The sequence below is a fragment of the Pseudomonas sp. Lb2C2 genome (genome assembly GCF_052112205.1).
GTDB classification, from domain to species: Bacteria; Pseudomonadota; Gammaproteobacteria; order Pseudomonadales; family Pseudomonadaceae; genus Aquipseudomonas; species Aquipseudomonas kilonensis.
On record NZ_JAUTYW010000004.1, the window covers coordinates 525,271 to 549,795 of the forward strand.

Annotated in this window: 25 protein-coding genes; 10 read left to right on the forward strand and 15 right to left on the reverse strand. The window is 58.9% G+C overall.

All coding sequences use genetic code 11. The features are described 5' to 3' along the window. Window positions 1–25: 25 nt before the first annotated feature. Complete coding sequence (locus Q7F16_RS14355; RefSeq protein ID WP_046064629.1) at window positions 26–988, reverse strand: GlxA family transcriptional regulator; 963 nt, start codon at window positions 986–988, stop codon at window positions 26–28. 95 nt (window positions 989–1,083) lie between these two features. Between Q7F16_RS14355 and Q7F16_RS14360 the strand changes: the two genes are divergently transcribed. From Q7F16_RS14360 to arsJ, 7 genes are all read left to right on the forward strand, one after another. After that, window positions 1,084–1,527 carry a tautomerase family protein gene (locus tag Q7F16_RS14360; RefSeq protein ID WP_186651486.1) on the forward strand — a complete coding sequence of 148 codons (444 nt, stop codon included), beginning with the start codon at window positions 1,084–1,086 and terminating at the stop codon, window positions 1,525–1,527. Window positions 1,528–1,618: 91 nt separating this feature from the next. After that, window positions 1,619–1,966, forward strand: a complete 348-nt coding sequence (locus Q7F16_RS14365; protein WP_046064631.1) for an ArsR/SmtB family transcription factor — start codon at window positions 1,619–1,621, stop codon at window positions 1,964–1,966. A gap of 37 nt (window positions 1,967–2,003) precedes the next feature. Further along, complete coding sequence (locus tag Q7F16_RS14370) at window positions 2,004–3,062, forward strand: flavin-containing monooxygenase (protein ID WP_409557268.1); 1,059 nt, start codon at window positions 2,004–2,006, stop codon at window positions 3,060–3,062. A gap of 132 nt (window positions 3,063–3,194) precedes the next feature. Further along, window positions 3,195–3,566: a metalloregulator ArsR/SmtB family transcription factor gene (locus tag Q7F16_RS14375; protein WP_082098021.1), complete on the forward strand. Its 372-nt coding sequence runs from the start codon at window positions 3,195–3,197 to the stop codon at window positions 3,564–3,566. Window positions 3,567–3,612: 46 nt separating this feature from the next. Next, window positions 3,613–4,329, forward strand: coding sequence for an arsenical resistance protein ArsH (gene arsH / locus Q7F16_RS14380; RefSeq protein WP_014337583.1), 717 nt, complete (start codon window positions 3,613–3,615; stop codon window positions 4,327–4,329). A 74-nt stretch (window positions 4,330–4,403) separates the two neighbouring features. After that, window positions 4,404–5,408 (forward strand): ArsJ-associated glyceraldehyde-3-phosphate dehydrogenase, encoded by a 1,005-nt coding sequence (locus Q7F16_RS14385; protein WP_014337584.1) that lies wholly within the window; start codon window positions 4,404–4,406, stop codon window positions 5,406–5,408. Between the two features lie 9 nt (window positions 5,409–5,417). Then, the gene (gene arsJ / locus Q7F16_RS14390; protein ID WP_186651482.1) at window positions 5,418–6,638 is read left to right on the forward strand and encodes an organoarsenical effux MFS transporter ArsJ; all 1,221 of its coding nucleotides are present in this window, start codon (window positions 5,418–5,420) and stop codon (window positions 6,636–6,638) included. 34 nt (window positions 6,639–6,672) lie between these two features. Here the strand turns inward: arsJ and Q7F16_RS14395 are convergent, their stop codons facing one another. From Q7F16_RS14395 to Q7F16_RS14405, 3 genes are all read right to left on the reverse strand, one after another. After that, window positions 6,673–6,939 (reverse strand): thioredoxin family protein, encoded by a 267-nt coding sequence (locus Q7F16_RS14395; protein ID WP_014337586.1) that lies wholly within the window; start codon window positions 6,937–6,939, stop codon window positions 6,673–6,675. Window positions 6,940–6,961: 22 nt separating this feature from the next. Next, a complete protein-coding gene (locus tag Q7F16_RS14400) occupies window positions 6,962–8,404 on the reverse strand; it encodes a permease (RefSeq protein ID WP_409557267.1) in 1,443 nt (480 codons plus the stop codon). Window positions 8,405–8,609: 205 nt separating this feature from the next. Continuing rightward, entirely contained in the window at window positions 8,610–10,049 is a 1,440-nt protein-coding gene (locus Q7F16_RS14405) for a lactate dehydrogenase (protein WP_409557287.1), read from the reverse strand. 417 nt (window positions 10,050–10,466) lie between these two features. Here Q7F16_RS14405 and Q7F16_RS14410 point away from each other — a divergent pair, with 417 nt between their 5' ends. Beyond that, a complete protein-coding gene (locus tag Q7F16_RS14410) occupies window positions 10,467–11,507 on the forward strand; it encodes a zinc-dependent alcohol dehydrogenase family protein (protein ID WP_409557266.1) in 1,041 nt (346 codons plus the stop codon). On the opposite strand, the gene Q7F16_RS14415 is transcribed toward Q7F16_RS14410, so the two are convergent. Beyond that, window positions 11,504–13,525, reverse strand: a complete 2,022-nt coding sequence (locus Q7F16_RS14415) for a DKNYY domain-containing protein (RefSeq protein ID WP_409557265.1) — start codon at window positions 13,523–13,525, stop codon at window positions 11,504–11,506. The genes Q7F16_RS14410 and Q7F16_RS14415 overlap by 4 nt on opposite strands. Before the next feature lie 125 nt (window positions 13,526–13,650). Between Q7F16_RS14415 and Q7F16_RS14420 the strand changes: the two genes are divergently transcribed. Then, a complete protein-coding gene (locus tag Q7F16_RS14420; protein ID WP_024617907.1) occupies window positions 13,651–13,881 on the forward strand; it encodes a type II toxin-antitoxin system ParD family antitoxin in 231 nt (76 codons plus the stop codon). A 2-nt stretch (window positions 13,882–13,883) separates the two neighbouring features. Further along, window positions 13,884–14,201, forward strand: a complete 318-nt coding sequence (locus tag Q7F16_RS14425; protein ID WP_409557264.1) for a type II toxin-antitoxin system RelE/ParE family toxin — start codon at window positions 13,884–13,886, stop codon at window positions 14,199–14,201. 102 nt (window positions 14,202–14,303) lie between these two features. Here Q7F16_RS14425 and Q7F16_RS14430 read toward each other — a convergent pair whose 3' ends face one another. The 10 genes from Q7F16_RS14430 to Q7F16_RS14475 form a co-directional block, all read right to left on the reverse strand. Then, window positions 14,304–14,390 carry a hypothetical protein gene (locus Q7F16_RS14430; protein WP_442087941.1) on the reverse strand — a complete coding sequence of 29 codons (87 nt, stop codon included), beginning with the start codon at window positions 14,388–14,390 and terminating at the stop codon, window positions 14,304–14,306. A gap of 81 nt (window positions 14,391–14,471) precedes the next feature. Beyond that, window positions 14,472–14,735 carry a hypothetical protein gene (locus Q7F16_RS14435; RefSeq protein ID WP_003203536.1) on the reverse strand — a complete coding sequence of 88 codons (264 nt, stop codon included), beginning with the start codon at window positions 14,733–14,735 and terminating at the stop codon, window positions 14,472–14,474. A 60-nt stretch (window positions 14,736–14,795) separates the two neighbouring features. Next, a complete protein-coding gene (locus Q7F16_RS14440) occupies window positions 14,796–15,902 on the reverse strand; it encodes a glycosyl transferase (protein ID WP_409557263.1) in 1,107 nt (368 codons plus the stop codon). Continuing rightward, complete coding sequence (gene wecB, locus Q7F16_RS14445; RefSeq protein WP_046064641.1) at window positions 15,893–17,002, reverse strand: non-hydrolyzing UDP-N-acetylglucosamine 2-epimerase; 1,110 nt, start codon at window positions 17,000–17,002, stop codon at window positions 15,893–15,895. The genes Q7F16_RS14440 and wecB overlap by 10 nt, the downstream gene beginning before the upstream one ends. Then, entirely contained in the window at window positions 16,999–18,585 is a 1,587-nt protein-coding gene (locus tag Q7F16_RS14450) for an FAD-dependent monooxygenase (RefSeq protein WP_409557262.1), read from the reverse strand. Before Q7F16_RS14450 ends, wecB begins: the two co-directional genes overlap by 4 nt. After that, window positions 18,575–19,855, reverse strand: coding sequence for an NAD-dependent epimerase/dehydratase family protein (locus Q7F16_RS14455; protein ID WP_409557261.1), 1,281 nt, complete (start codon window positions 19,853–19,855; stop codon window positions 18,575–18,577). Before Q7F16_RS14455 ends, Q7F16_RS14450 begins: the two co-directional genes overlap by 11 nt. Before the next feature lie 2 nt (window positions 19,856–19,857). Then, window positions 19,858–20,265, reverse strand: a complete 408-nt coding sequence (locus Q7F16_RS14460; protein WP_409557260.1) for a GtrA family protein — start codon at window positions 20,263–20,265, stop codon at window positions 19,858–19,860. Next, window positions 20,262–20,948: a class I SAM-dependent methyltransferase gene (locus tag Q7F16_RS14465; protein WP_409557259.1), complete on the reverse strand. Its 687-nt coding sequence runs from the start codon at window positions 20,946–20,948 to the stop codon at window positions 20,262–20,264. The genes Q7F16_RS14460 and Q7F16_RS14465 overlap by 4 nt, the downstream gene beginning before the upstream one ends. Before the next feature lie 92 nt (window positions 20,949–21,040). Further along, complete coding sequence (locus Q7F16_RS14470) at window positions 21,041–22,063, reverse strand: glycosyltransferase family 2 protein (protein WP_003203521.1); 1,023 nt, start codon at window positions 22,061–22,063, stop codon at window positions 21,041–21,043. 12 nt (window positions 22,064–22,075) lie between these two features. Further along, complete coding sequence (locus tag Q7F16_RS14475; RefSeq protein ID WP_235399668.1) at window positions 22,076–24,484, reverse strand: phospholipid carrier-dependent glycosyltransferase; 2,409 nt, start codon at window positions 24,482–24,484, stop codon at window positions 22,076–22,078. Between the last annotated feature and the right edge of the window lie 41 nt (window positions 24,485–24,525).

The window sequence follows — 24,525 nt, forward strand, 5'->3', positions numbered from 1 at the left end:
CGCTTTTGAGAGTTAAAACTGGATCTTACTGGCGCAGTTGTTTTGGGGATGCGTTCAACAGGCGGCGCATAAGTCGCCGTAGGGCCGTGGCATCCTGGTATCCCACCTGCTCGGCGATGGATTCAACGGAGTATCTGCTGGTTTCCAGTAGCACGCGGGCCCTGTTCAGTTGCACGCGCTGGATCAAATATTGGGTTGAAAGGCCGGTTGCTTTTCGAAGGTGCCGGGACAGCGTTCGCTCAGACATGCCGACGTACGCCGCAAGGCTCGGAACGCTGGGAGGATGGGGCAGGCAGGCTTCTATGTAGGCGGTGAGGTTGGCGACCAGTGTATTGCCCCGGGCCATGATCGCAGGGTTGATGAATGGGGATTGCAACTGTCGGCCGTCGAGTAGAAGAGCCTTGCCCACATAGTCGGCGAGCGTCGGCGACAGGCGTCTGCGCAGCAGGTGCAGCATCAGGTCAGTTTGCGCGAAGGCTGCGCCAGCGGTCGTCAAGGGTGGGTCGCAAAGCACCATGACATTGGGGTCGACGATGCAGTCAGGCGCAATGCTCGACAGCCAAGGGGCGAGCCACCAGGAGGTCGTTACCTTTCGACCGTCCAGTAATCCTGCGGCATGCAGGAGAAAGACCGCCGAGCACGAGGCGGCAATCTCCTTGCCTTCATTCACATGTGCCCTCAGCGCTGGCAGTGTCTGAAGTACCCAGTCTTCCTCAAGGCGCCGCAGCAGCGCGTCGAAGTCGCTGATGCCAAGGCCCGGAATGACCCAGCAGGAGTTGTCCTCGGCGTCTGTCGTCAGTTCGTCGACCAACAGTTGCATGCCTTGCCCTAGGGTAATCAGCCCTGGCTGCGGCCCGCAAACTCGCCAGCGTGGCACGGCAAGGCCTTGCCGCTGCGCAAGTGTCGCGGCGGTGCCGAGGATGTCCAGGGTGGCCGCGACGCTTGAGGCGAACGACTCGGGAAAGACTAGAACAGTGAAATCGTACATTGTCCGATTATGCCCGAAACAAGACGAATCGGTCACTTATGGAGTGGAGAGATAGCTGGCCCAATGGCGCTTCCAGTTAACAGTGAGGTTTCGCCATGCCAAACATCTTGATCAAGGTGCCTACGGGAGCTTTCAATCAGCCACAGCGCCAACAGCTGCTTCGAAGCGTGAGCGACGTGGCAATGGTTAATGAACACATGGGCGATGCCCCTCAACAGCGTGCATTGTGCTGGGTGCTCATTGAGGAAATTCAGGCCGATGAATGGCTGTGCGCAGGCGTTGCTCCTCATGCCAGGTTCGTTCCATGCATTGTCATCGTCCAGGTGCCTGCCGGCGTTCTTGATGCACCGATGCGCCAGCGCTACGTGCGTGAATTGCATTGCGCAATACAGTCGAGCCTGACAGTGGAGGATCAGCGTCAGTTGCTGACCTCAATACAGATCCAGGATGTGGTTGATGGCACTTGGGGGGCGAACGGTGATATTTGGCATTTGGCCGACTTCACCCGTGCGGCCGGGTACGGACATCTCGCTCCCTAGGCTATAGGCCTTCCAGAAAGCGCACGGCCTGGGGAGGCGTGTCATTGCAGTGTATTGACGCGTGCATAAGCATGCACATATAGTCGGTTGCATGACTGATCGAATCCTTCACCGAACCCGCGCAATTGACGCTGCCATCGAGTCGCTCGATGGCGCTTTCTTCAAGGCGCTTTGCGAGCCTTCGCGTGTCGCTGTGCTCAAGCGCGTGATGCAACTGGGGCGCGCCGATATCGGCGAGATTGCCCAAGGATTGCCCCAGGAACGTTCAGTGGTTTCCCGACATCTGCAAGTGCTGTTAGAGGCAGGTATCGTCCGCGGCACCAAGGTCAGCAGGCAGATGTTCTACGAGGTGGATGGTCCGGCGGTGGTGGCACGCCTCGAAGCCATTCTTGAGCATATGAAAAGCCTGACACCGTTCTGTTGCCCAGGTGCGTCCTGATATTTTTTTGTCTTGTAGTGTGCATGAGTGTGCATATATGAATGTAACGAATGAAGTCCTGGATGTCATTGTGATTGGCGCTGGCCAGGCAGGATTAGCGTGCGGTTGGCACTTGCAGCAGCACAACCTCAGGTTCCTGATTCTGGATGCTGAGCGATCTGCGGGAGGGAATTGGCGCAACTACTACGACAGTCTGAAGCTTTTTTCTCCTGCGGCTTACTCGTCATTGCCAGGCATGCGCTTCCCGGCAGAACCTGATCATTACCCGCTTCGTGATGAGGTCGTGCGCTATCTGGAAGACTATGCAAAGGCATTCAAATTGCCAGTTCGTCAGTACGCCCGAGTACAGCATGTACGCAGAGAGCACGGGCTGTTTCGGCTTCAAACGGACGACGGGGAAAACTTTTGCTCCAAGGCGCTGATCGTCTGCACGGGAGGATTCAATCAGCCTTTCATTCCCGATATTCAAGGCCTTCAGGGCTTTCTCGGGCGCAGTTTGCACAGCGCGGAATATCGAAATGCCGATGGCTTTGGTGGGCAGCGAGTGGTTGTGGTAGGTGCTGCAAACTCGGCTGTTCAAATTGCTTATGAACTGGCCCATGTGGGCAACGTCGTACTGGCAAGCAGGGAGCCCATTCGGTTTTTTCCGCAAAAGATCCTCGGCCTGGATTTTCATCGGTGGCTGAAGTGGTCAGGGTTGGAAAAGACCCGTTGGTTGAGTGATCAAAGTACGCCGGTACTCGATGACGGGATCTATCGTCGAGCCCTCAAGCAACGGCTTTTCGAGCGTAAGCCGATGTTCGAGGCGATAACGCCAACCGGCGTGATCTGGGCTGATGGGCAGCACACTGAGGTTGATAGTTTGGTGTTTGCTACAGGATTTCGCCCGAACCTGAAATTTTTGAGCGGGTTGGAATGCCCAGGCGATGAATATTGGGCTCATCGTAACGGGCAGGCGAAGCATCTGCCCGGGCTGTATTTTGTCGGTCTGCCGAAACAACGGAATTTTGCTTCAGCGACGCTCAGGGGCGTCGGCCAGGATGCGGCCTACATCATGCCCCGCTTGATGCGATTTGTTCGCGATGTGCCTGTTTAGCAGGCAACTTTCGAGTTTTCCGATGGGAGGGGTTTATCTCTTATTCGAAAAACCATATATTCGAAAAACCGTATATGAGTCGAGGCTTCACAATGACCAGCAAAGCCCGTGTCCTGTTCGCTGAGAATCGATATGGCTGACCACCTGACACCGACCACTGTTTTCAAATGCCTGGCTGATGACACCCGCGTGCGCACCATGCTGCTCATCACTCGTGAAGGAGAGCTTTGTGTTTGCGAGCTGACCTGCGCGTTGAACCAGAGTCAGCCAAAGGTCTCCAGGCACCTGGCGCAGTTGCGTACTTGCGGGCTGTTGTCGGACCGTCGGCAAGGCCAATGGGTGTATTACCGACTGCACCCGAATCTCCCCGATTGGGTTCATCAAGTGCTGACCACTACGCTGGAAAGCAACAAGCACTGGTTAAGCCCTGATGCCAAACGCCTTGATGGAATGGGTGATCGCCCTGAGCGTGCAGCCGTTTGCTGCGAAAGCCAGACCGCCTGATACGCCTTCGACGACGCCTTCGGAATAATTGCGCAGGACAAAGACGATGTTTGATGACCCTATTCCCCAGCTCGATACTGAGCTGGTTGATCTCCCCTCGGCGGACAAACTCGGTATCGAAGAGACCTCCATCCACAAGCCGCGCATTTTGCTGCTGTACGGATCCACCCGTGAGCGTTCCTTCAGTCGTCTGCTGGTGGAGGAGGCCGCTCGGTTGCTGGAGCACCTCGGCGCCGAGACGCGGATTTTCAATCCGTCAGGTTTGCCACTGCCCGACGACGCGCCCGACGATCATCCGCGTGTGAAAGAACTGCGCGACTTGGTGTTGTGGTCCGAGGGACAGGTCTGGTGCTCTCCGGAGCGCCACGGAAACATGAGCGCAGTGTTCAAAGCGCAGATTGATTGGGTGCCACTTGCAATGGGCGCGGTACGTCCGACCCAGGGCAAGACCCTTGCCGTCATGCAGGTGTGCGGCGGCTCGCAGTCGTTCAACGTGGTCAACCAACTGCGGGTACTGGGACGTTGGATGCGCATGTTCACCATTCCCAACCAGTCTTCCGTGCCGAAGGCCTACATGGAGTTCGACGATAACGGTCGGATGAAACCTTCGCCGTTCTACGACCGTGTCGTGGATGTGATGGAGGAGTTGGTGAAGTTCACGCTGCTGCTTCGCGACCGTCAGGACTATCTGGTTGATCGTTATTCCGAGCGCAAGGAATCGGCGCAAGAACTCATGAAACGTGTCAATCAGCGTTCCATCTGACCCCATATCGCATACATCGGCCCGTTCGACACCCAGTCGAACGCCCACTCACAACAGATACAGAGCACAACAACATGACTATCAAAGTTGGCATCAATGGTTTTGGTCGGATCGGTCGCCTCGCTCTGCGGGCTGCCTGGAGTTGGCCTGAGTTCGAATTCGTGCAGATCAACGATCCAGCGGGTGACGCGGCCACTCATGCTCACCTGATCAACTTCGACTCGGTGCATGGCCGTTGGAACAACGAAGCCCGCGCCGAAGGCGACAGCGTCGTCATTGACAATAAACGGATCAAAGTCACGGCCAACAAGGCGATTGCCGACACAGATTGGTCGGGTTGCGATCTGGTGATCGAAGCCAGCGGCAAGATGAAAACCGTCGCGGTGCTGCAGGCTTACCTGGACCAGGGGGTCAGGCGTGTGGTGGTGTGTGCTCCAGTGAAGGAAAAAGGCGCGTTGAACGTCGTCATGGGCGTCAACCAGCACCTGTTCGACCCGGCGCAGCACCGTATCGTCACCGCTGCCTCGTGCACCACTAATTGCCTGGCCCCAGTCGTGAAAGTCATCCATGAAAAGCTGGGCATTCGCCACGGTTCGATCACCACCATTCACGACCTGACCAACACCCAGAGCATTCTCGATCAGCCACACAAGGATCTGCGTCGTGCGCGTGCCAGCGGCATGAGCCTGATTCCAACCAGTACCGGCTCGGCCACCGCCATTGCCGAAATCTTCCCGGAGCTGCGTGGGCGCCTCAATGGTCACGCCGTACGTGTGCCGCTGGCCAATGCGTCGTTGACGGATTGTGTCTTTGAAGTCGAGCGGGCCACCACCGTCGAAGAGGTCAATCAGTTGCTCAAGGACGCTGCCGAGAATGAGCTCAAAGACATCCTCGGTTTCGAGGAGCGACCGCTGGTGTCCATCGACTACCGTACCGACCCGCGTTCATCGATCATCGATGCGCTGTCGACCATGGTCATCAACGGCACCCAGGTCAAACTTTACGCCTGGTATGACAACGAGTGGGGCTATGCCAACCGCACGGTCGAACTGGCCAAAATGGTCGGTCTGGCAGTCTGAGGAGCGGCCATGAAAGCGTTGTCAGCCCTTGCGCCGTCAGTGCGGCAGTACCTGCTCGTGACGGGTAACTACTGGGCCTTCACCCTCACCGACGGCGCTTTGCGCATGTTGGTGGTGCTGCACTTTCACGCGTTGGGCTACAGCCCGCTGCAAATCGCGGCGTTGTTTCTGTTCTACGAACTCTTTGGCGTGATCACCAACCTGGTGGGTGGTTACCTCGGCGCCCGGCTGGGCCTGAACCGAACTATGAACATCGGGCTGGGCCTCCAGGTGGCGGCGCTGTTGATGCTGACAGTGCCGGTAGCTTGGCTGACCATTCCTTGGGTGATGGGGGCTCAGGCGTTGTCCGGGGTCGCCAAGGACCTGAACAAGATGAGCGCCAAAAGCTCCATCAAACTTCTGGTCCCCGATGGGCAACAGGGCAAACTCTACAAATGGGTGGCGATCCTCACTGGCTCAAAGAACGCGCTCAAGGGTGTCGGCTTCTTTCTTGGCGGAGCTTTGCTGGCAGGGGTCGGTTTCAAAGGCGCGTTGCTGGCCATGGCGGGTGGCCTGGCGCTGATTTGGATCAGTAGCTTGATCCTGTTGAAGAAGGACCTGGGCAAGGCCAAGGCCAAGCCCAAGTTTCGTGACATTCTGTCCAAGAGCCGGGCGATCAACATCCTTTCGGCGGCGCGGATGTTCCTGTTCGGCGCCCGCGATGTCTGGTTCGTGGTGGCCTTGCCGGTGTACCTGAGCAGCGTGTTCGGCTGGGATTTCTGGAAGGTTGGTGGCTTCCTGGCGGCCTGGGTGATTGGCTACGGCATCGTCCAGTCCTTCGCGCCCAACATCACTGGAAAGAAACGAGGTCACGTGCCGGATGGTCGTGCGGCGTTTCTGTGGGCACTTGCACTGGCGGGTCTGCCCGCGGCCATTGCGCTCGGTCTGGACACCGGGCTGTCGCAACAAATGGTGCTGTTGGGTGGACTGATGGTTTTTGGTGCTTTGTTCGCCGTGAATTCGTCGCTGCACAGCTACCTGATCGTGTCCTACGCCAAGGAAGACGGCGTGTCGCTGGATGTGGGGTTTTATTACATGTCGAACGCCATGGGGCGCTTGATCGGCACCGTGCTCTCTGGCTGGATTTACCAGGTGTTTGGATTGGGCGCATGTCTTTGGATATCAAGCGCATTCGTGTTGCTGGCCGCCTTGATTTCCATCGCTTTACCCAGGCATGCCGAGGCGATATGAAGCCGCCAGGCAGGACGGCATGAACCTCATCGGGCTACGTGCATGTGGAGGAATTGGCAGGGCCCGCCGTCGAAATCCAGCCCTGAATATCCGCAACCGTCGGAATCTTCCCGCTGCTTACAACCTTCTCGTTGATCACCAGCGCCGGGGTGGAGAGGATGTCATAAGTCATCATCTTGCCCATGTCGGTGATCTTTTCGAATTCGGCCTGGATATTAAGATTCTGCGCAGCTTGACGGGCTGCGGCCTCCAGTTTCTTGCAGTTGGCGCATCCTGAACCGAGGATTTTGATGTTCAGCATTGGAAGCTCCTGGGTGTGAAAGTCAACTTGCTGTCTGTTGACGCTGAGAACGGATCAACTGGCAGATTGCAGCGGTTATGGCCAGCGCGACCGCCACCCCTGCAGCAAGGGTGCGCCAGCCGGTGCCATCGACCCAGGCACCATAGAGCAGGCCTGCCACGATGCTGAACGACGCGACTAACCCAACGTAGGCGGCGGTCTTCTTGCGACCAATCACAGCCACCACCATGAGCATGCTCTGCAAGCTAAGTTCAGGATCTGCCATCAGATAGGCCAGGAGCGGGCCAGGATGCATACCAAGATCGAGGAACATGCGGGCGACGGGCACTTCTACCAAGGTGGGGAAGTACATGAACACGCCGAACCCTACCGCTATGGCATTGGCGAGCACGGAATTGCTGCCTGCAAGGCTTTCAATCCACTCGGGTTGAATAACCTGGCGAACCATGCCGACGATGAACACCCCCACCACCAGCACAATAAATATCTGCTTGACGAAGCGCCAGGCTTCCCACAGCCAGCCTTGCCAGTCTTCGGCTGGCAGTTTTCGGGCAAAGTACCAAACAGACAATAAGGCCAGTGCGACACCGAATACTCGACCCGTGAAGATGAACACCAACATGCCAGGTTCTGGCGTCAGGCGCATCGAGGCGATCAGCAAAGTACTGGCGGTCAGGCTCAGTGCAACCCATGTCCAGCTGTTGGCACCTTCGGTGATGTTATCCAGGCCACGCTTGGCCGTGGCGGCAATCATCAGGAGCAGGGCGATGAGTACAGACCCCTGCAAGCTCACGCCTTCTTCTCCTTTGCTGGCGTCATAGGGAACCCAGTCAAACAGGGTGTCCTGCCACGCCTGGGCCCAGACAAGCGGGACTTTGATACTGATCAGGTCTGCGGTCAGGGGCCACAGTCTCAAGGTGCCCGCGATCAGCAGGGCCACCAGAGATAGGAGGATGCCCAGGGCAGGCCCGGAAATGCTGGCCTTCTCTGCGAACAGGGCATCTGCCTGTGCATCGTGGGTCAGGTCGTCTTTCCAGAATAGAGTCGCCATTATCAAGCCAATACCGATGCCGAAGATCAGGCAGAGAGTCAAACGGGCAATTGCAAACTCTGCTCCCAGAATATTGCCGGTATAGGCGAGGGCCATGATATTTCCTGCCGGGGCAAAAAACAGAAAGGTGATCGCCGGGCCGATACCCGCGCCTTTGCGGTAAACGCCCGCGAACAAAGGAACAATGGTGCATGAGCAGACGGCAATCAGTGACCCGGCCAATGCCGCCGCAGGGTAGGAAACATAGACAGGTGCATGCCGTCCCAGCCAGTGAGTGATGCTGGCTTTAGGAATAAGTGCTGCCATGGCCCCGGCAATGAAAAACGCTGGCAACAGACAAAGCAGGACGTGGGCCGCCAAGTAGGAAGCCAGACTGCCAGCTCCACCATTGATTAACTTAAGCAAAAGGTCCATGGCAAACCCTGGAGCATGACCATTAAAAGCCAGGTTCCAAGGTATTTGTTGCGCGTTGAACGGGCTTGACGTAGATCAGTTGCATGCTGAAAAACTTTACGTCATTCGCTAGACCACTGCGCGGCCCGGCGCAAAGCAAATCATCGCCAGGAAAACCGTCAGTATCCACTGTCATCCTCCAGGCCGAGTCGACTGTCTTTTGCTTTCAACGCACCAGTGCCGAAGGGTTTTCCTGCAGCAGCACCGAGTTGTGCAGGGTATCGAGCGCTTCCTTCAATAGGGATTGATCCTGCGCATCCTGGGACTTCTTGCTTTGCTTGGCGGCGTATTCCAGCAATACCAAGTGACTGCGGCTAACCGAAGCCTCCTTCGGCACCACCGTCTCTTCAATCATTTTGCCCATGACGTACTTCTGTGTCCGTGTGTCCTGGCTGGCGCTTTGCGTGACGGAGGCTTTGCTCAGTCGGCCGTCCTTGTAGGCGAGGCTGGCCGAACTGCGGGCCTCGTCATGCACTTGTACGTAGAGATAGTTCTGCGAGTCGGTCGTTTTGCCTATCGCAGGTGCTTTCCCGCCCTTCAGGCTCTTGTGATAACTGGCCGATAAACTCGATTGCTGGACTTGATCGACGCTGCGATTGCTCATTATGGAACCTGCAACGACAGTTTTTTGCGACAGGTTATAAGCAAAGCTATCGACTTCGGACGGGCGCATCGGGTTGGACGCGTTGTTGGTTTGTTTGATGGACGCCTCGAAGTCTGCCAGCCCAGTCAGCAGGCCTTTGTCCGTTGCGTTACGGGTCAGTGGCTGTGACGGGGTAGCGCCCTGTGGATAGTGGCTGTTCATGGCGCTGAAGGCGTCCTTGAACATCTCCATCAGGGCAGCCTTGGCGCTGCCACGCTCCTGCACTCGCTCAAACTGGGCGAGGTAGCTGTTCAGTGCGTTGGCCTGTTGCTTGGCATCGCCCAGGATTGCGCTGTTCTTCAGGTCCACGCTCAGGTTCAATTCGCCATCCGGACCACTCATTTGCGTAGTGCGGCTCTGGCTGTCGGCGCGGTAGGCAAGGATCAGGTCCTCACCGTCCACGCCCTTGAGCTTGGCGTTCAGGTCAATGGATGCCAATACGCTGGAGTCGAACTGCGTCAGCTTGCCCAGGTCGAGCTTGGGAGGCTCGGCGGTCAACCCGTCGACAGCGGCCTGGAAGGCACTGCCAAGCACACCAATCGCCTTGAGTTCGTCCTCGCTCAGCGGGCCCCCGTCCACCGTAGCCTGAACGCCAAGTCCATCGTCCTGGCTGGTCAGGCTGAAGGTAACCGTCTTGCCACTGGCGGTCTTGATGCTGAGGGTGATCAGGTTGTCGGCTTTATTGTGCAGCAGCGCCTGTTCGGATTTTATCTCGGCGGCGTTGTGAGCCCTGTCCGTGGTGGTATGGAGCACTGACTGGGAAATGCTCGAACCACTCTTGGCGAACTGCTCCACCAAGGCTGCGCCCAGGCCGTGGAACCGGTTGGCTATCGACAACGATCTGGGGTTGGTCCCCATGACGCGAGTGACGGCATCCTGACTGGTCTTTTCCCAGACACGAACAATCTCCTGGCCGGGCAGTTGCCCGAGTCGGGAATAGGTCTGTGATTCGACATCGGCCACGGGGTTGCCCAGGCTGACAGTTGCCGATGGTCGAGCCGGAAGGGCATCAGCACTCTCTATCACTGTTGCAGGCGATGCCGCGACGGCAGAGCGAGTCTGGATGGGAAGGGCGGAGCTGATCGGGGATAGGGTAGTCATGACAGTCCGTGTCGACAGAGCAGGGTTATGCTCAATGTAGTGAATACACCGCCCGATTGAAAGCGTGGACATTGAAATAAGTGGCAGAGAGCCATGACGCATTGGCCCGTTATCGAATGCTGGAACGGCTTCGCCCCCTCTGAAAAGATTTGGTTTTTCAGGAGGGCGTCAGGCATGGTGCGGATCAGTGCTGGGTGAACAGACCACCCGATAGTGAATTGAGCGCAAGCGACTTGCTCGGATTCATGTACAGCGCTTTTTCAAAGTAGAGGGATTCTCATGAAAGCCGTAGTTTACGAAGCCTTTTCCCAACCCCCTCGTTTGATGACGGTCGAAGACCCGACCCCTGAGCATCATGGTGTTGTGGTTCAGGTCCTTGGCACGGGCGTCTGCCGAAGCGACTGGCATGGCTGGAAAGGTCATGATCCTGATATTCAGTTGCCCCATGTACCCGGTCATGAATTGGCGGGGATCGTGGCGGAGGTGGGAAGGGATGTCTCTCGGTGGAAGGTTGGCGATCGCATTACCGTTCCGTTTGTCGGTGGCTGCGGGGCATGCCCGGAATGCAATAGCGGCAACCAGCAGGTGTGCCACAGCCAGTTTCAACCGGGCTTCACCCATTGGGGTTCTTTCGCCGAGTATGTGGGGATTCACAAGGCGGATTTGAACCTGGTCGCGCTGCCTGAAAACATGGATTTCGCCACGGCGGCGAGCCTTGGTTGCCGTTTCGTCACCTCGTTCCGCGCGGTTGTCGATCAAGGCAAGGTTACGGCGGGCCAGTGGGTCGCGGTTCATGGCTGTGGCGGTGTGGGGTTGTCCGCGGTGATGATCGCCCACGCTATCGGGGCGAACGTTATCGCCATCGATATTTCCGACGATAAGCTCAAGCTTGCCCAGTCGCTGGGTGCCGTCGCGACGGTCAACGCAAGTCGCGTGGCGGATGTCACCGAGGCGGTACTCGAGATTACGAAGGGCGGCGCTCACGTTTCGCTGGATGCCCTGGGCCATCCTACGACTTGCTTCAACTCCATCAATAATCTGAGACGGCGCGGCAGGCACGTCCAGGTCGGGTTGATGCTGGCGGACCAGAGTACGCCGGCGATTCCGATGGGCAAAGTCATTGCCTACGAGCTGGAGATCTGTGGCAGCCATGGCATGCAGGCTCACCGTTACGGCGCGATGATGGAGATGATCTCGTCCGGCAAGCTGGCGCCTGAAAAACTGGTCGGCAAGACCATCAGCCTCGAACAATCCATTGATGCGCTCATGAACATGGACCGGTTTGACACGGCAGGGGTTACGGTCGTGACGCAGTTCTAGGCGTTCGCCGCCGGCTGGCCGAGGGATTCGCGATAATGCGCTTCGTCGACCTCGGTCAGGCTTGCATAACCATCGTAGTGATAGATGCGATGTTGGTCACGGGCGTAGCGGTCGTCCAGGAATTGGAGGGTAGCCAGGTCGATTCGCTTGGCGCTCACCGGTCGTCGGCGGCAGAACAACTTGCGCGTGCCCAGTTGCAGGAAATCGGGATGGGGCACGCGAACCTCTTCAGGATCGAACGCCACCTCCAGCGGCTTGCCTTCCGAGAGAATCAGGCTAGGGCTGATGGCATAGGTGCCGAGAATGCGGGTATCCGAGGGATGTAGCCGCTTTTTCGCCTCGCCGTAGTAATACACCGCATTCTGATCCTTGGCCCAACCATGACCGCAGGACTCGAACGTGGCCGCTTGCGCCTTGTGAATCGGCTCCGGGGGGTGATAAAAAATCCGGTGACAGAACACGGTCTTACCGTCAGTCAGGTAGGGCGCACCCAGAGAGCGGAAATGCTCCGCGGGCGCCTGGGAAAACCGTTCCGGTACCTCGGTTTCGGCGTTATGAAACGGGATCAGATACAAGCCCTGGGCATCGCCGCACAGGTGCGTGTCCAGCAATTTGAAACTCGCCGCGTCCAGCCCGTTGATAAGGCGCCCATGGAAGTACACCTGGCGACCCAGTTCGAAACCCTGGCCGATGGCACGTAAGGGCAGTGTTTCTGCAGGTGTTTGCGATTCTTCAGGCAGGGCCTGTAGACGGTGCCACCAATAGTCCTTCAACTGCGGATGGGCTTCGAAATAAGGCGCCCAGGCCTGCTGCATGGCCGCATCGATGATGCCGCCAGAGCCCAGCGGGCCGTGCTTGTCACCGACCAGCACGGGCGCGTAATCCTGGTCATTGCGATAGAGTTGGGTCACTACGAAGCTTTCTGCGTCGACATCAAGGCGTTTCTGGCGCCTGTAGACGTGCTGGTGATCGCGGTAATAGTCGAACCCCAAGTGGCGAAAACTCGGACCATGGGCATCACGCAAGCGGGTTCCGGCGGCGTAGACGAACGTGTCGTCCACGGCAAAATAGTCATGCTCGCGTTCGCTGGCGCTGACCACGCGGCCGCACTCATCAAACACTGGTTGCCAGCATCTGAGCAGGTGGAAATCGCCAACGTAGCGAATGCTCTTGCCGGTCAGGTAATAGGCGCGGTGTCGGTCTTTGGCGTAGCGTTCGTTAAGCACGGTGAAGGTCGCCAGGTCGGCATTGTCGATGCGATAGAAGTATTCATAGGAAATGCTCGAACCTTGCTGCGCTTGCACGATGATCGACTGCCCATCGGTGCCCCAGCGATGGGCGAGCATCTGGAAGTCGTCCGGGTTTGCGATCGGCAGCGGCGTGCCGTCCTTCTGGTGCAGGGGCTTGAAGCCCTTGTAGACCTGACCGGCGATCACTCGATAGGACGGGTGGTTGCAATACCGCACCCGCGCCGTGGCGCTGGCGATAAAACGCCCCTGCAAAAAGATATTCACCCCGTCGCTGAACAGGGCGGACGCTGAAGTCACCGAGGCTGGCGACGCTGGCAACAGGGCCAGGCTGTCGGGTCGTGCGTCGGGGATTCGGCTGATCGCGTAGTCGCCGAACCAATAGGCGCCGGTTGCGTCGCGCCAGTACTGGTGGCCGAGGCTTTCCAGGCCGTGGTCGAAGCGAAACGGCAGGGCCTGCAGCGCGTGGTAGCCATGGCGCTCCCGGTAGGACGGAAGCAGGTAGTAATCGCGCAGCGTGTCGCGCAAGACCCAAGGGTTGCGTCGATGTCGCCAAACCGGCTGATCGGCCAGCAAGGGCGAGGGCGGATAGTGCCCAGCGCTGGCACATTGAGCCAACTCGCCGGGTGGTGCACCTTCGGGGGTGAGCATGATGTACACATCAGGCACTTGCCCGTCGCCCAGCAGCACACCGTCGACGAAGGCGAAACCTTGATGCCATTCAAGTTGCAGCGGCTCCCAGTCAGCAATAGCCGTCTCTATGTCAGTCATGTTATTGCGTCTTGAACGTCTGATGGTTGGCCAAGGACTACAAGTTTTGCAGCGAGCTCGATCCCTGGCGAGGCCGGCTCAAGAGTGTATACTTTGGCAAATTTTGTCAAAAAACAGGCAAAGCCATGAGTACCATGAACATCTCCCTGCCGGACGCTCTCAAATCTTTTATAGATGATCAGGTTAGCCTGCGAGGCTACAGCACCAGTAGCGAATATGTGCGGGAGCTGATTCGCAAGGATCAGGATCGGCAGCATCTGCGCGGCCTGGTACTGGCCGGGGCTGAGTCGGCTCCCACTGCTCCTGTGAATGGCGACTACTTCGAATCTCTACGGGCCAAGGTGCGCAAGGGGTGAGGATGAAGGCGAAACCCGTCATTCCGCGAGCTCTGGCCAGCCAGGATGTAGAGGACGCCGTCAACTATTACCTAGATCAGCAGGCCGAGCAGGCGGCACTTAGTTTCATCGGCGCCCTGGAAAACGCCTATACGCACATCAGCCGCCATCCGGCATCGGGTATGACCCGGTACGCCCATGAGCTGGATATACCCGGATTGCTCTGCTGGCCGCTGAAACGTTATCCCTATCTGGTGTTCTACGTTGAACGCGATGAACACATTGATGTATGGCGAGTTTTGCATGGCATGCGGGACATCCCTGAATGGATGTCGTCATGACTCAAGCGAACCGGTTGGCCACAATAACGTAGCCCAATCTGTAAAGATTGGGCTTTTTCACGCCAGAAAAATGGAACGCCAAGCCACTGGCCGCCGCCAGGCTCAAAAAATGAACTTGAACAGCGCAATCACCACGATCAGGCCAATCAGGAAGATGATACCTACGGTGCCGCCAAGGAATTTCAACATAAAAACGCTCTCATCGGATGGGCTTAATCGTCTAGACCGCTACCGATAACGCGCGTTTCGTTGAATATTCATGCGTGGTGATCAATGGACCGCAAAGGACCTTGGCACTGGCACATGCTCGAATTTTGAGATGGTCTTGATCCAGTAGCGACGATAGTCCGTCTGGTCCGGTGCCAGCGGTTTGTGGCTGGACCATGGATGTTTCTCCTTCAGGCTGGCGCGGTACGCTTCCCATTCTTTCTGCTCGGCCACTTCCCGGGCTTTGCTCCGGTCGTCGAACCAGCCCAGGACGTAAGCTTCGCCCTGGTCCGTGCCGTGCGCTATCAGCAAATAAATCTCTGTCATGACTGGCCTACCGTTCTGTCCTGCGCCCCAGTCGCGGGGTCTTATCCTGGGTATCGGCCGTTATTGGCCGTTTTTGAGATGGATCGCAGAAAAACGCTGAGCCCAAAGGTGCGCCTGACGAAATTGATGAACAGTCGAACGGTCGCTTTGGCTGGCGAGCGCGTCCATGGCGGTTTTACCCAGATCGGTGCCTTGATCCACGATCCAGACGCCCGGTTCCCGGTCGCGCAGGGCCATTTCACCGAAGCGAGTGGAAATGACGGGCAGGCCGAGGGCGCGGTATTCGTAGTATTTGATCGGGTCGACCGAGGCCGTCAGGCGGTTGCGCTTGAACGGGATCAAGCCCACCGAAAATGTTGCCATGGCGGCGATTGCACCGGCGTGGGAGCATTCGGGTAGCAGCTCGATGTTGGCGGGCAATACACAAGGCGGCGGTGTGAAGAGGGGGCCGATCAGCCGGATCTGGTTTCCAGGATTGGCCTGCGCCAGCGCGATGACCAGTTCCCAATCGAACCAACGCCCCAGCGTGCCAACGTAGCCGAGTACCTGTTGTTTGGCACCGAAGTCCAGGCTCTCGACTGGTGCCAGTGCGTGCATGTCACAGGCATTGAGGGCCAGGTCTACCTGGTCGGTCATGCCCAGGAGTTTGTCGCGAAGGGGGCTGGAGGACGCCAGCACTTTGGCGACCCGTCGAATGAGCTGTGCCTGGCGCCGTTCCATGGACCTGCGTGACAGGCCCTGATAAAAGGCCGGGAAATCATCCATGGCATCGTAGACGGCATGGCTTGCAGGGATGAGGGCGAGCAGTTGCAGGGCCAGTTCGGAAGGTTTTCCGACACAGATCATGCATGGGCCTTCTGCGGAAAATGCCGCGGCCTCTTTGAACAGGTTGCGCCACAGTCGCTTGAGGAGCATGGCCGAGCCCGGAATGGGCTCGATGGGTAAGCTCCGGGGTTTGCAGACCTGCAACCAGGGTGGAACGGCGACGCCTTGCTGATCGGCAACAGGCGGCAAGCGCTTGAAATCGTTCAGCGAGGGTAAGCGCGTCGGGTACGGATCGATCCAGAGTACTGGCTCCCCGGTCTGATGGTGATACCAGTTGACGAAGTGATGGGGGCGCTGGCTGAAGCTGGCCCATGGCACCGGGGACAGGTAGATCATGCGCATGGCTGGAAGTGCTGCCTTAACACGTCGACGATGCGCGCGGCGGCCTTGCCGTCGCCATAGGGGGAAACCCCACGTGCCATGCCCTGGTAAGCCTGTGGGTCATCGAGCAATCGTTGTGCCTGTTTGGCGATGGTGTCCCGGTTGGCGCCGACCAGCTTGACCACGCCGAGGCCGACTGCCTCCGGGCGTTCGGTTTCTTCCCGAAGTACCAGCACGGGTTTGCCCAGGGCCGGGGCCTCTTCCTGCACGCCCCCGGAGTCGCTGATGATCAGGTACGAGCGCTTCATTGCCGCGATGAACGGCGCGTAATCCAGCGGTGCGCAGAGGATGATGTTCGGGGTCTGGCCAAGCAATCGATGCGCGACATCCTTGACGTTCGGGTTGGGATGGACAGGGTAGAGGATCTGAATGTCCGGATTCCGTTCGGCCAGGTGCTTGAGTGCCTGGCAGATATTCTGGAACGGTTCGCCGAAGTTTTCCCGGCGATGGGCGGTCACCAGCACCAGGCGTTTGCTGGCATCCAGTGGGATAGCCAATGCGGAGTCTTGTGCTGCGGTCATCAGCAAGGCATCGATCACGGTATTGCCGGTCAGGGTGATATCGCTTTCGGCGACACCCTCGCGCAGCAAGTTGTCCACGGCTTGCTGGGTGGGTGCGAAATGCCAGCGGGTCAGCTTGCTGGCGATCACCCGGTTGGCTTCTTCGGGGAACGGATTGCCGAGGTCCCGGGTACGCAGGCCTGCTTCGATATGGCCAAAGGGAATCCGCAGGTAGAAACACGCCAATGCAGCACTCATGACCGTGGTCGTGTCGCCTTGAGCCAGTACCACATCCGGTTTCTCGGCTTGCAGTACGCCGTCGAGTTCAAGCAGCAGGCGTGAGGTCAGCGCCGCCAATGACTGGTTGGGGCGCATGATGTCCAGGTCCAGGTCGGCAGTGATTGCGAAGCCCTCAAGCACCTGGTCCAGCAAACCTCGGTGCTGGGCGGTGGCGAGCACCCGGCAAACGATATGTTTTTCGGCCTGGAGCGCCTTGATCACGGGAGCCATCTTGATGGCTTCCGGACGCGTACCGACGATGCAAAGTACCTTGCGGGTCATGCCTTTTGATTTCCTATCGTTGTGGCAAGTGAGCGTGCTATCCGGTCTGCGTTGGCCATGAGGGTCAGCGTGTGGGATTTCTCGGTAAGGCTGGGCAGGCAGGCGCCGTCGACAATATGCACACCGCCCAGGCCCGCGACTTCGCCAAAGCGATCGGTCTGCCCGATTCTGGGCGTCGAGTGCATGGGCAGGGTGCCCGCATAATGGATATCCGCCCCCGGCCTGCCGATGGTGAAGCTCATGGGCATCAACAGCGCGCCCATTTTCCAATAGATCCGGCGCAGCGTTGCCTCGGCTGCCTTCATGAGCCCGGGGAGTTCGGGATGCACCTGGCCGTTGATGCGCAACGAACCGTCGGGGCGCAGGACCGCGGTGTTGTTGGACAGGTGCCCGGGAAGGAAGATGTTCCCGACGAGGCAAGCGCTGAGCAGGTTTTTCAGCAGTTCGATGCTGTAGCGTTTGCTCATGGGGATGCGGCTGACAAACTCGGTCATCGGCAAGCCTGTGGTGCTGAACGTCGAACCGAAAGCCGTGGTACTGGCCGTCAGCGCCAGGGCGAACGATAGCTGGCCCAGGCCAAATGTCGGCACCCTTGGGGTTCCGAGCATTTTTGGCAGCCACAGCAGGAAGGCGGCCGTCGGTGATGACAGCAGTGGGATCGGGGCCGAATGGTTCAGGCTCTTGAGGGCGAGCCGGGTCGTGGCCAGGGTCCCCGCCGCCAGCAGCAGGCGCGTACCGCAGAAGCGCCGGGCGGAGCGATGGTCGGTGATCGCCCATGCACCGTCCAGTTTCTGCAGGTCCTCCACGAGGAAGTCCTGGAGGTGCTGGAACCCTGGGTATTGCTTGAGTTTTTGCAGCTCTTGCGAGGCGCTGTACAAGGCCTGGTTCTGACAGCCCCACAAGCAGTTTCCAGACAGGTCGCAGGCCTTGCGCTCGTCCAGCGGCTGGCTCAAGACGGCGACCCTGGAGCGGCCAAGGCGAAACCCCAAGTCGGGAAAAGCCGATCGGCGCCGGGTGTACTGATCGAGCAGGCGCTGGTGCAGTGCGTCCAATGGCAGGGGTGGTTGCGACCACTCATCGAGGCCGAAGTAGCTTGAGAGGTCATCGTCGATCCGGCCACTGATACCGATCCGGCGAGTGACCGTTTCATAGGACGCCTGCATCTCGGAATAATCGATGGGCAGCCCGGCAAAGTCGCTGGCCCCGAGCGTTGCCACGCCGCAACCCCAGGCATTGGACAGACCTCCGGTGGCCAGTGAACCGATGCCGATAAAGTTGTCGGTCTCGATGCGATTGCGGGCGCTGAACCCTTCGAAGACATGGGCGTGGGTCGGCGTCTTCAGCTTGGGCGATACCGCGTCCAGTTGGTTCAAGGCGTGGAAGTTTTCGCCGATCATCCATTTCCACTGATGCTCGTCGTTGGTCCTGGCGCTGAGAAATGGACGCGTCGGCAGCGTGGCAGAGGCTGTATCGGCCTGGGCATCGACCATCAGGACTCTCAGGCCCGCCTTGACCAGCGGATAGGCTGCCGAAGTCCCGGCCGGGCCGCTGCCGACAATGATCACATCAAATTCAGGTTTCACGGTGGGCTTCACTTCCAAGCAACAACAGGCGGGCAAAGGGGCGGCCTAACAACGCTGCTACCTTCCACGCCAGCGCTTTGACCGAGGTGAATCCCAGTGCAACCAGCGTGGCGACCAGGCTGCGCTGCTGTTGGGTGCCGAGAAACACCTGCGCCCCCTGGGGGCTGGCTTCGGCAATACCGAGTGCAATCTGCAGGCGCCAGGCCAGTTCCTGGCCGTCGGGCTGGTGCAGGACACCGGGATTGTCCAGAAGCGCCAGGAGTATCGGCCAGCGCATCAGCAAGCGTGAATGAATGATGGATCGGGTTTTGCCCGCACGTTCCAACGCCCTGGCGTAGCGACTGACCAGGCTTCGTTGCGGCGGGCGTTTGAGCAGGTAGTGCAAGAGCACCGCGGCTTCTTGCAGAAGCCCACGACGTTGCCCATGGCCGGAGCGATGCATGCCGTGGGCAAGGGGGCGCAACTGGATGCCGAGTTTTTGCAGGGAACGCTCGCTGTCCATGGGCGGCAGGCGGATGAGGGAAAAGATTCGCTCCAGGCCCAGTTTCGCGCTCAAGGATTGTCCGAGTGAAACGCGCAATAACCTGAGCAAGGCCACCGGCAGAGGGACTGGCAGGCGAGCGGCACGCACCCGGTGCGTCGCAATCGACATCAGGAAGTGGCCAAAGGCAATCGGCTGCACGGCGCCCAGATTGAGGATCTCGGCGTGAATGTCGTTCCGCTCGACGACCGCCAGTATCGAGGCTGCCAGGTCGTCGACATGAATAGGTTGCACGCCAGGTGCCGGCATCAGGATCGGAATGAACGGGCTTCGGCGAACCAGCTCTGACAACAGGCCAAAGAGCCCGCGTTCGGGGCCACCATACACTTGCCCAGGACGGATCACGCTGCCCCCGGCGGCCAGCACGTGCTGTTCGATACGCCACTTGGTCCGGCCATAAACGCCAGGGGCCGTGGCCTCGGCGGTTTGACTGGAGATGAAGATGAACCTGGCCGAGCCTTGTTGGGCGCAACGGATCAGCGCCTGGGCCGCCTTGACTTCGTCGTCTGCGTTGGTGGCAGCTGTCGATGTGTCGGCCGCCAAATGGATCAACACCTGGGTGCCCGTCGGGCAGTCGGGCGCCGGACCCCGCAGGTCATAAGGGAGCCAGGCATAGGTGGCGGGGCACGGCTGGCGCGTGGCGCAAATGACCTCGTGTCCGCTGGCCGCCGCGAGGGCTGACAAGCGTTGTCCGATGTAGCCTGTCGCGCCGGTAATCAGTAGTTTCATTGTCATGCGCCTTCGGCGCGGTCACTAGGAACAGGCGGGTGCGCAGCGCAATGGAACACGAACAGTTTGCTGATCCAGTAGGTCAGGGCCACACAGACCACGTCGGAGACGAATTTCACCGAGGCAGGGCTGTTGACGAAATACAGCCCCACGCTGAACAGCGCCGAAGCGAGCGGAATATTGATGGCAAGCAACGAGAAATAGCGCATCGCTTGAACCTTGCTGCTGCCACCGGCTGACTGGAACGTGAAGTGCCGATGCAAAAAGAAGGCGAACACACCGGCAACGCCTTTGCCGGCGATGTTGGCCAGGACGGGTTGATCGTTGAACAAGGCCATCAACAGCAAAAAGGTCCCCATGTCCAACGCATAAGCCACGAGTTGGATGGCGCCGTACCGGATAAAGGTCAAGACTTCCTCCGGATGACCACGATGTGGTGCAGCGCCAATACCCGTCTCAACGGATACAGCAGTTTTTCAACGACCTTGAGCACAGGGACCAGTGCGTCGGGCAGCAACTGGCGAAAGTTCAAACCGCCGGAAATCAGGTAGCGCAGATAATTGCCGCAGATTTCCTGGTGGACGATTTCCAGGCCCGGGTGCTTGCGCTCGAACGCCTGTCTGTCGCGAACGAAGACGATGTAGCTGAGGGCCTGGTTGGCGCCGTTCATGGGGCCGGTCGACGGTGTTTCCCAAGACGGGAAGTGCATGTCGAACCCTTCGGACTTGAACAGGCGCTTATAGAGAAAAGTGGCAAAGGGGCCGTGGAAGGGTTCGATCAAAATGGCGCCGCCGCCGATCTTGAGTGTTCTTTCCAGCTCCGTGAAGAAGCGATCGGGATGAGGGAAGTGGTGAAAACAGTTCTGGCCATAAAAGGCCCTGGCCGAGTGATCGTCCAGGCTCATTGCCTCGGCATTGAGCGCCATGTCCAGTTGCTCGGTGGCGACAATGTCCGTCGCCAATACTTCAGGGTACGAATTGCGCATGGGCGCGATGCCTGCCCCCAACTCCACCTCAAGACCTTCGACCTTGAAATAGCGGTCTGCCAGGCGATGAAACGCATGGTGGAACTCTACGAAAACTTCCCGAAGCATTTGCTTGCGTTCAAGCACTTTGCCGTGAAGTTCCAGGCGCTCGCTGCCGTCGACATCCAATGCCTTGAGCGACGGGTCGGTTAAAAAATCTCTCAGCGCTTTAATGAGTTTTCTTCCCGCAATGAGGTTGCTCTACCACGCCTGGATTGCCGTGGCCTGCTGGGTACGGAGGCGATGTCATAACCGAGGAACGCCATGATCAGTTGCAATCCCATGAGCATGGGCAGTGCGCTGAGCATCACGGTGCCGGCCGGCGTCGCGATGCCATTCTGCGCCGATTCATACCAGTGATAACTGCCGAAAAAGATGCCGAACAAGAACATGAGAATCCCGATCGGCAGTTCGATCGAAGCCAGGGACATGTCGCGCAAATAATAGTTGTAGAGCACGCGCTTGGTGAAATTGCGCAGGTGTTTGAACAGGAATTCACCGACGATTTTCGAGATCTTGAGGTGACTGACCTCGTCGCCGTATCGGGCTTCCATCGGAATATCCACCACGACGGCGCGCACGGTGTTCAGGCGGAACAGAATGTCGGTCTCGAAAAAGTAGCGTTGGCTGACCTTGTCCAGGGGTAAAAGCCTGGCGACGTCACGGTGAATCGCCGTGTAGCCGTTGGTGGGATCGAACAGGTCCCAGTAACCCGTCGACAGTTTGGCCATCAGCGATAACACCGCGTTGCCAAAAAGGCGAATGCGCGGCATCGATTGGACTTCTTCCAGATCGAAAAACCGATTGCCCTTGGTGTAGTCGGCTTCTCCCGCCAGGATCGGCTCGATGAACAGCGGGATCAGGGTCGGGTCCATCTGACCGTCCCCGTCGACTTTGACGATGATACTCGCGCCGTCGTCGAGGGCGGCTCGATAACCGGTCATGACCGCACCGCCCACGCCTTTGTTGACGTCATGGGGCAGCACCTTGACCCGGGGGTCGTTACAGGAGGCCAGGACATGCCCGCCTGAGCCGTCCGGGCAGGCGTCGTCGATGACATAGATGCGCCAGACCTCCGGCCCTATGGCCGCTATGACGGCGCCTATATGAGCGGTGACCCGATAGCTGGGGATGACGACGGCGACGCGTTGCTCGTCCGTGAAAAGCGCTGTTTTTGAGTTCATCGATATCGCCAACTATTGCCTGAATGAAAGTGACTTGAACTCCAGGGGCGTGTCGGTATGCCCGGATGCGTAAATGATCACGGAGGTGGCATTGGCAGGGGCTACGACGTTCATCTCATGGGTCTCCCATTGCGTGGTGCAGTCAAACGTCTCGATGCTGGTGGTAAGGAAGTCGCCTTGTTCGTCCATCCAATTGGCCTGGACTCTTCCGGTCGTGGCTGTCGTTGCGCAGCGTGCCGACACGCTGTTGATGTACGTCAGCCCCGGCGTCACGTCGACACGCTGGGTTGCCGGTGTCTTGACACTGACGGTCAGGATCTTGCGCGCCGCGTCATAGGTCGCGGGTGACGTCAGGCTCCAGCCCTCAAGGCTGGACAGTTCTGGGTTGAGCAGGTGTTCGTCGTGGGTGTCATTGAGCTTGCGCAGTTCCATGTCACCCAGTCTGGCATACGACGTGGACACCGTGAGCAGCCGATCGAGTGGCGCCTGGGGCAGGGACTTGAGGTCGATCACCAGCCAGCTCACCTGGCGCCGGCGCAAGCGCTGGGCAAGTTCTGATGGCGAGGCCGCCGCGTCGAATTCGCTTTTCCATTTCAGGTTGTACCACGAGGCGTAGAGGGCATCGCCATGTAAACCCGCCATCAAGGGCGACGCAAAGACCGCCACGGGTTGGTGCCCGGTATTCAAGGCGTTGACGGTGTCGACCATTTTTCGGATGGGCAGGCGTTCCGATAGATAGGCATCCCGACCTGCCGTGCTCAACAGTGCCGAGGGTTTGATTTCGCCATAGTAAGTCGCGGCCTGGATGAAACGGGTATTGGTCAGGATCAACACGGCACCGGCCACGATGGCGAGGCTGCGCGGGAAGATCCTGGCGTCGGAAAAAGGCAGGGCCAGGATCACTGAGAACAGCGCGAAGGAGGGGAACACATAACGCAGGTAGGCTGTTGAGTGGAACGTCATGAACAGCGCGCCGGCGCCGACCAGGAGGATGCACAGGGCTTTTTTGTTGCCGCTCAACAGCACGGCGACGGCAGCGGTGGGCAGCAACAGCCATTGAAAGCCTGCCGCGCCAACCCGCCCTTCAATGAACTGAGGCGACTTGAAGACCATTCGATAGAGGGTGTCCCAGGTCACCCCGGTACCGAAAGTGGCCGGTGGTTCGAAGTTGATGTTCGGCCAGAGCGGCGAATGGAAAATGGCATTGAAAAACGGGAACACCGGGTTGCCGGTCAAGTACCCGGCAGAGACATAAGGGGTAGCACCGGCCAGTATCAGGGCGACACTGCCAAGCAGGAGCGTCTTGACGATCCCTTGGACGGCCCAGGCCTTGGAGTGCAGCAAGAGGATCACCAGCAGGACCGGCAGGATGCTCAGGGTCACGGCCTTGGTCGCCATGGCGAAGCCCAGCAGGAGGCCCGCCTGGAGCAATTGCGACAGGCGCTCCCTGGGCCCCGGCGTGAAGCTTGAGACCTTCAGGATTGCCAACGTCCCGGCCATCATGAAGGCGGTCCACGCCGATTCGATGTGCAGGCTGCTGCTTTCAGCGAAGGCGAGGGGTGTTGATAGAAAGATCAGGCTTGCCCAGCGGGCGCTTGTGGCAGAGCCTCCGGCCCAGAGGGTCATGCTGCGGATTTGCCACGCCAGCAGCAAGGTGAATGCGCTGTTGCTCAGGCGCGATGCTGTTTCGCCGGCCAGCATATAGACAATGCTGTAGATCCAGTCGGCCAGCATGGGCATGACCGCCCACACATACGTGTTGGCATCGAACGACCATTGATGCCGCTGGGCCAGGTGTGACGGGACGAAGAGGTGCATGGCCAACGCGTCATGCCCGACCTCCGGCATGAAGGCGACCAACACATAGAGGCAGGCGAAACTGCAGATCAGCACGTCGAGCCCCGTCTGGACCGGTGTTTGCTCTGCGCGGGTGGCCCGGATTTGCCGCAACAGTTCACGGCCTATCGACGTGACGTGTCTGCGCCCCAATACAAGCGGCAACAACAGCAGCGCGCCATACAGCCAGGGGTAGTTGATCGGCAAGTAGGCCGCCAGGCCTGTCAGCGTACCGAACGTACCGGCTCCCACCAGCAGGTGGACGCTCCAGTCGGCCAAGGCGTCCTGCCTGAGCATCCACCTGCCGAGCACGGTGGCAGACAACGCGAAGACCGCGACCACAATCACGGGCCAAACTTGTGCGCAGGCAATGGACAGGCACGCCAGCAAACCCAGGCAAAGCATGATCGGTGGCTTGCGAGTAAAGATAGTGAGGGCGGCCAGGCCTGCCAGTGACAGCGCGATCATCCGGGTGCCGCTGTTCATGGACGCCAGTTCAAGCGTCGAAAAACCGTACACGCCGACCGCCGCACTCGCCAGTAAAACCAACAACACTACTGCGTACTTCAGGTTGTATCTGGGCAAAATATCGTCTCGGCTAAAGGGACAATGCTGTCCACTGGATG

What these genes read in the sequence shown, in the direction of transcription:
- Q7F16_RS14355 (WP_046064629.1), bottom strand. Translation starts at nt 988, where the DNA reads ATGTACGATTTCACTGTTCTAGTCTTTCCCGAGTCGTTCGCCTCAAGC.
- Q7F16_RS14360 (WP_186651486.1), top strand. Translation starts at nt 1,084, where the DNA reads ATGCCAAACATCTTGATCAAGGTGCCTACGGGAGCTTTCAATCAGCCA.
- Q7F16_RS14365 (WP_046064631.1), top strand. Translation starts at nt 1,619, where the DNA reads ATGACTGATCGAATCCTTCACCGAACCCGCGCAATTGACGCTGCCATC.
- Q7F16_RS14370 (WP_409557268.1), top strand. Translation starts at nt 2,004, where the DNA reads ATGAATGTAACGAATGAAGTCCTGGATGTCATTGTGATTGGCGCTGGC.
- Q7F16_RS14375 (WP_082098021.1), top strand. Translation starts at nt 3,195, where the DNA reads ATGGCTGACCACCTGACACCGACCACTGTTTTCAAATGCCTGGCTGAT.
- arsH (WP_014337583.1), top strand. Translation starts at nt 3,613, where the DNA reads ATGTTTGATGACCCTATTCCCCAGCTCGATACTGAGCTGGTTGATCTC.
- Q7F16_RS14385 (WP_014337584.1), top strand. Translation starts at nt 4,404, where the DNA reads ATGACTATCAAAGTTGGCATCAATGGTTTTGGTCGGATCGGTCGCCTC.
- arsJ (WP_186651482.1), top strand. Translation starts at nt 5,418, where the DNA reads ATGAAAGCGTTGTCAGCCCTTGCGCCGTCAGTGCGGCAGTACCTGCTC.
- Q7F16_RS14395 (WP_014337586.1), bottom strand. Translation starts at nt 6,939, where the DNA reads ATGCTGAACATCAAAATCCTCGGTTCAGGATGCGCCAACTGCAAGAAA.
- Q7F16_RS14400 (WP_409557267.1), bottom strand. Translation starts at nt 8,404, where the DNA reads ATGGACCTTTTGCTTAAGTTAATCAATGGTGGAGCTGGCAGTCTGGCT.
- Q7F16_RS14410 (WP_409557266.1), top strand. Translation starts at nt 10,467, where the DNA reads ATGAAAGCCGTAGTTTACGAAGCCTTTTCCCAACCCCCTCGTTTGATG.
- Q7F16_RS14415 (WP_409557265.1), bottom strand. Translation starts at nt 13,525, where the DNA reads ATGACTGACATAGAGACGGCTATTGCTGACTGGGAGCCGCTGCAACTT.
- Q7F16_RS14420 (WP_024617907.1), top strand. Translation starts at nt 13,651, where the DNA reads ATGAGTACCATGAACATCTCCCTGCCGGACGCTCTCAAATCTTTTATA.
- Q7F16_RS14425 (WP_409557264.1), top strand. Translation starts at nt 13,884, where the DNA reads ATGAAGGCGAAACCCGTCATTCCGCGAGCTCTGGCCAGCCAGGATGTA.
- Q7F16_RS14430 (WP_442087941.1), bottom strand. Translation starts at nt 14,390, where the DNA reads ATGTTGAAATTCCTTGGCGGCACCGTAGGTATCATCTTCCTGATTGGC.
- Q7F16_RS14435 (WP_003203536.1), bottom strand. Translation starts at nt 14,735, where the DNA reads ATGACAGAGATTTATTTGCTGATAGCGCACGGCACGGACCAGGGCGAA.
- Q7F16_RS14440 (WP_409557263.1), bottom strand. Translation starts at nt 15,902, where the DNA reads ATGCGCATGATCTACCTGTCCCCGGTGCCATGGGCCAGCTTCAGCCAG.
- wecB (WP_046064641.1), bottom strand. Translation starts at nt 17,002, where the DNA reads ATGACCCGCAAGGTACTTTGCATCGTCGGTACGCGTCCGGAAGCCATC.
- Q7F16_RS14455 (WP_409557261.1), bottom strand. Translation starts at nt 19,855, where the DNA reads ATGAAACTACTGATTACCGGCGCGACAGGCTACATCGGACAACGCTTG.
- Q7F16_RS14465 (WP_409557259.1), bottom strand. Translation starts at nt 20,948, where the DNA reads ATGCTTCGGGAAGTTTTCGTAGAGTTCCACCATGCGTTTCATCGCCTG.
- Q7F16_RS14470 (WP_003203521.1), bottom strand. Translation starts at nt 22,063, where the DNA reads ATGAACTCAAAAACAGCGCTTTTCACGGACGAGCAACGCGTCGCCGTC.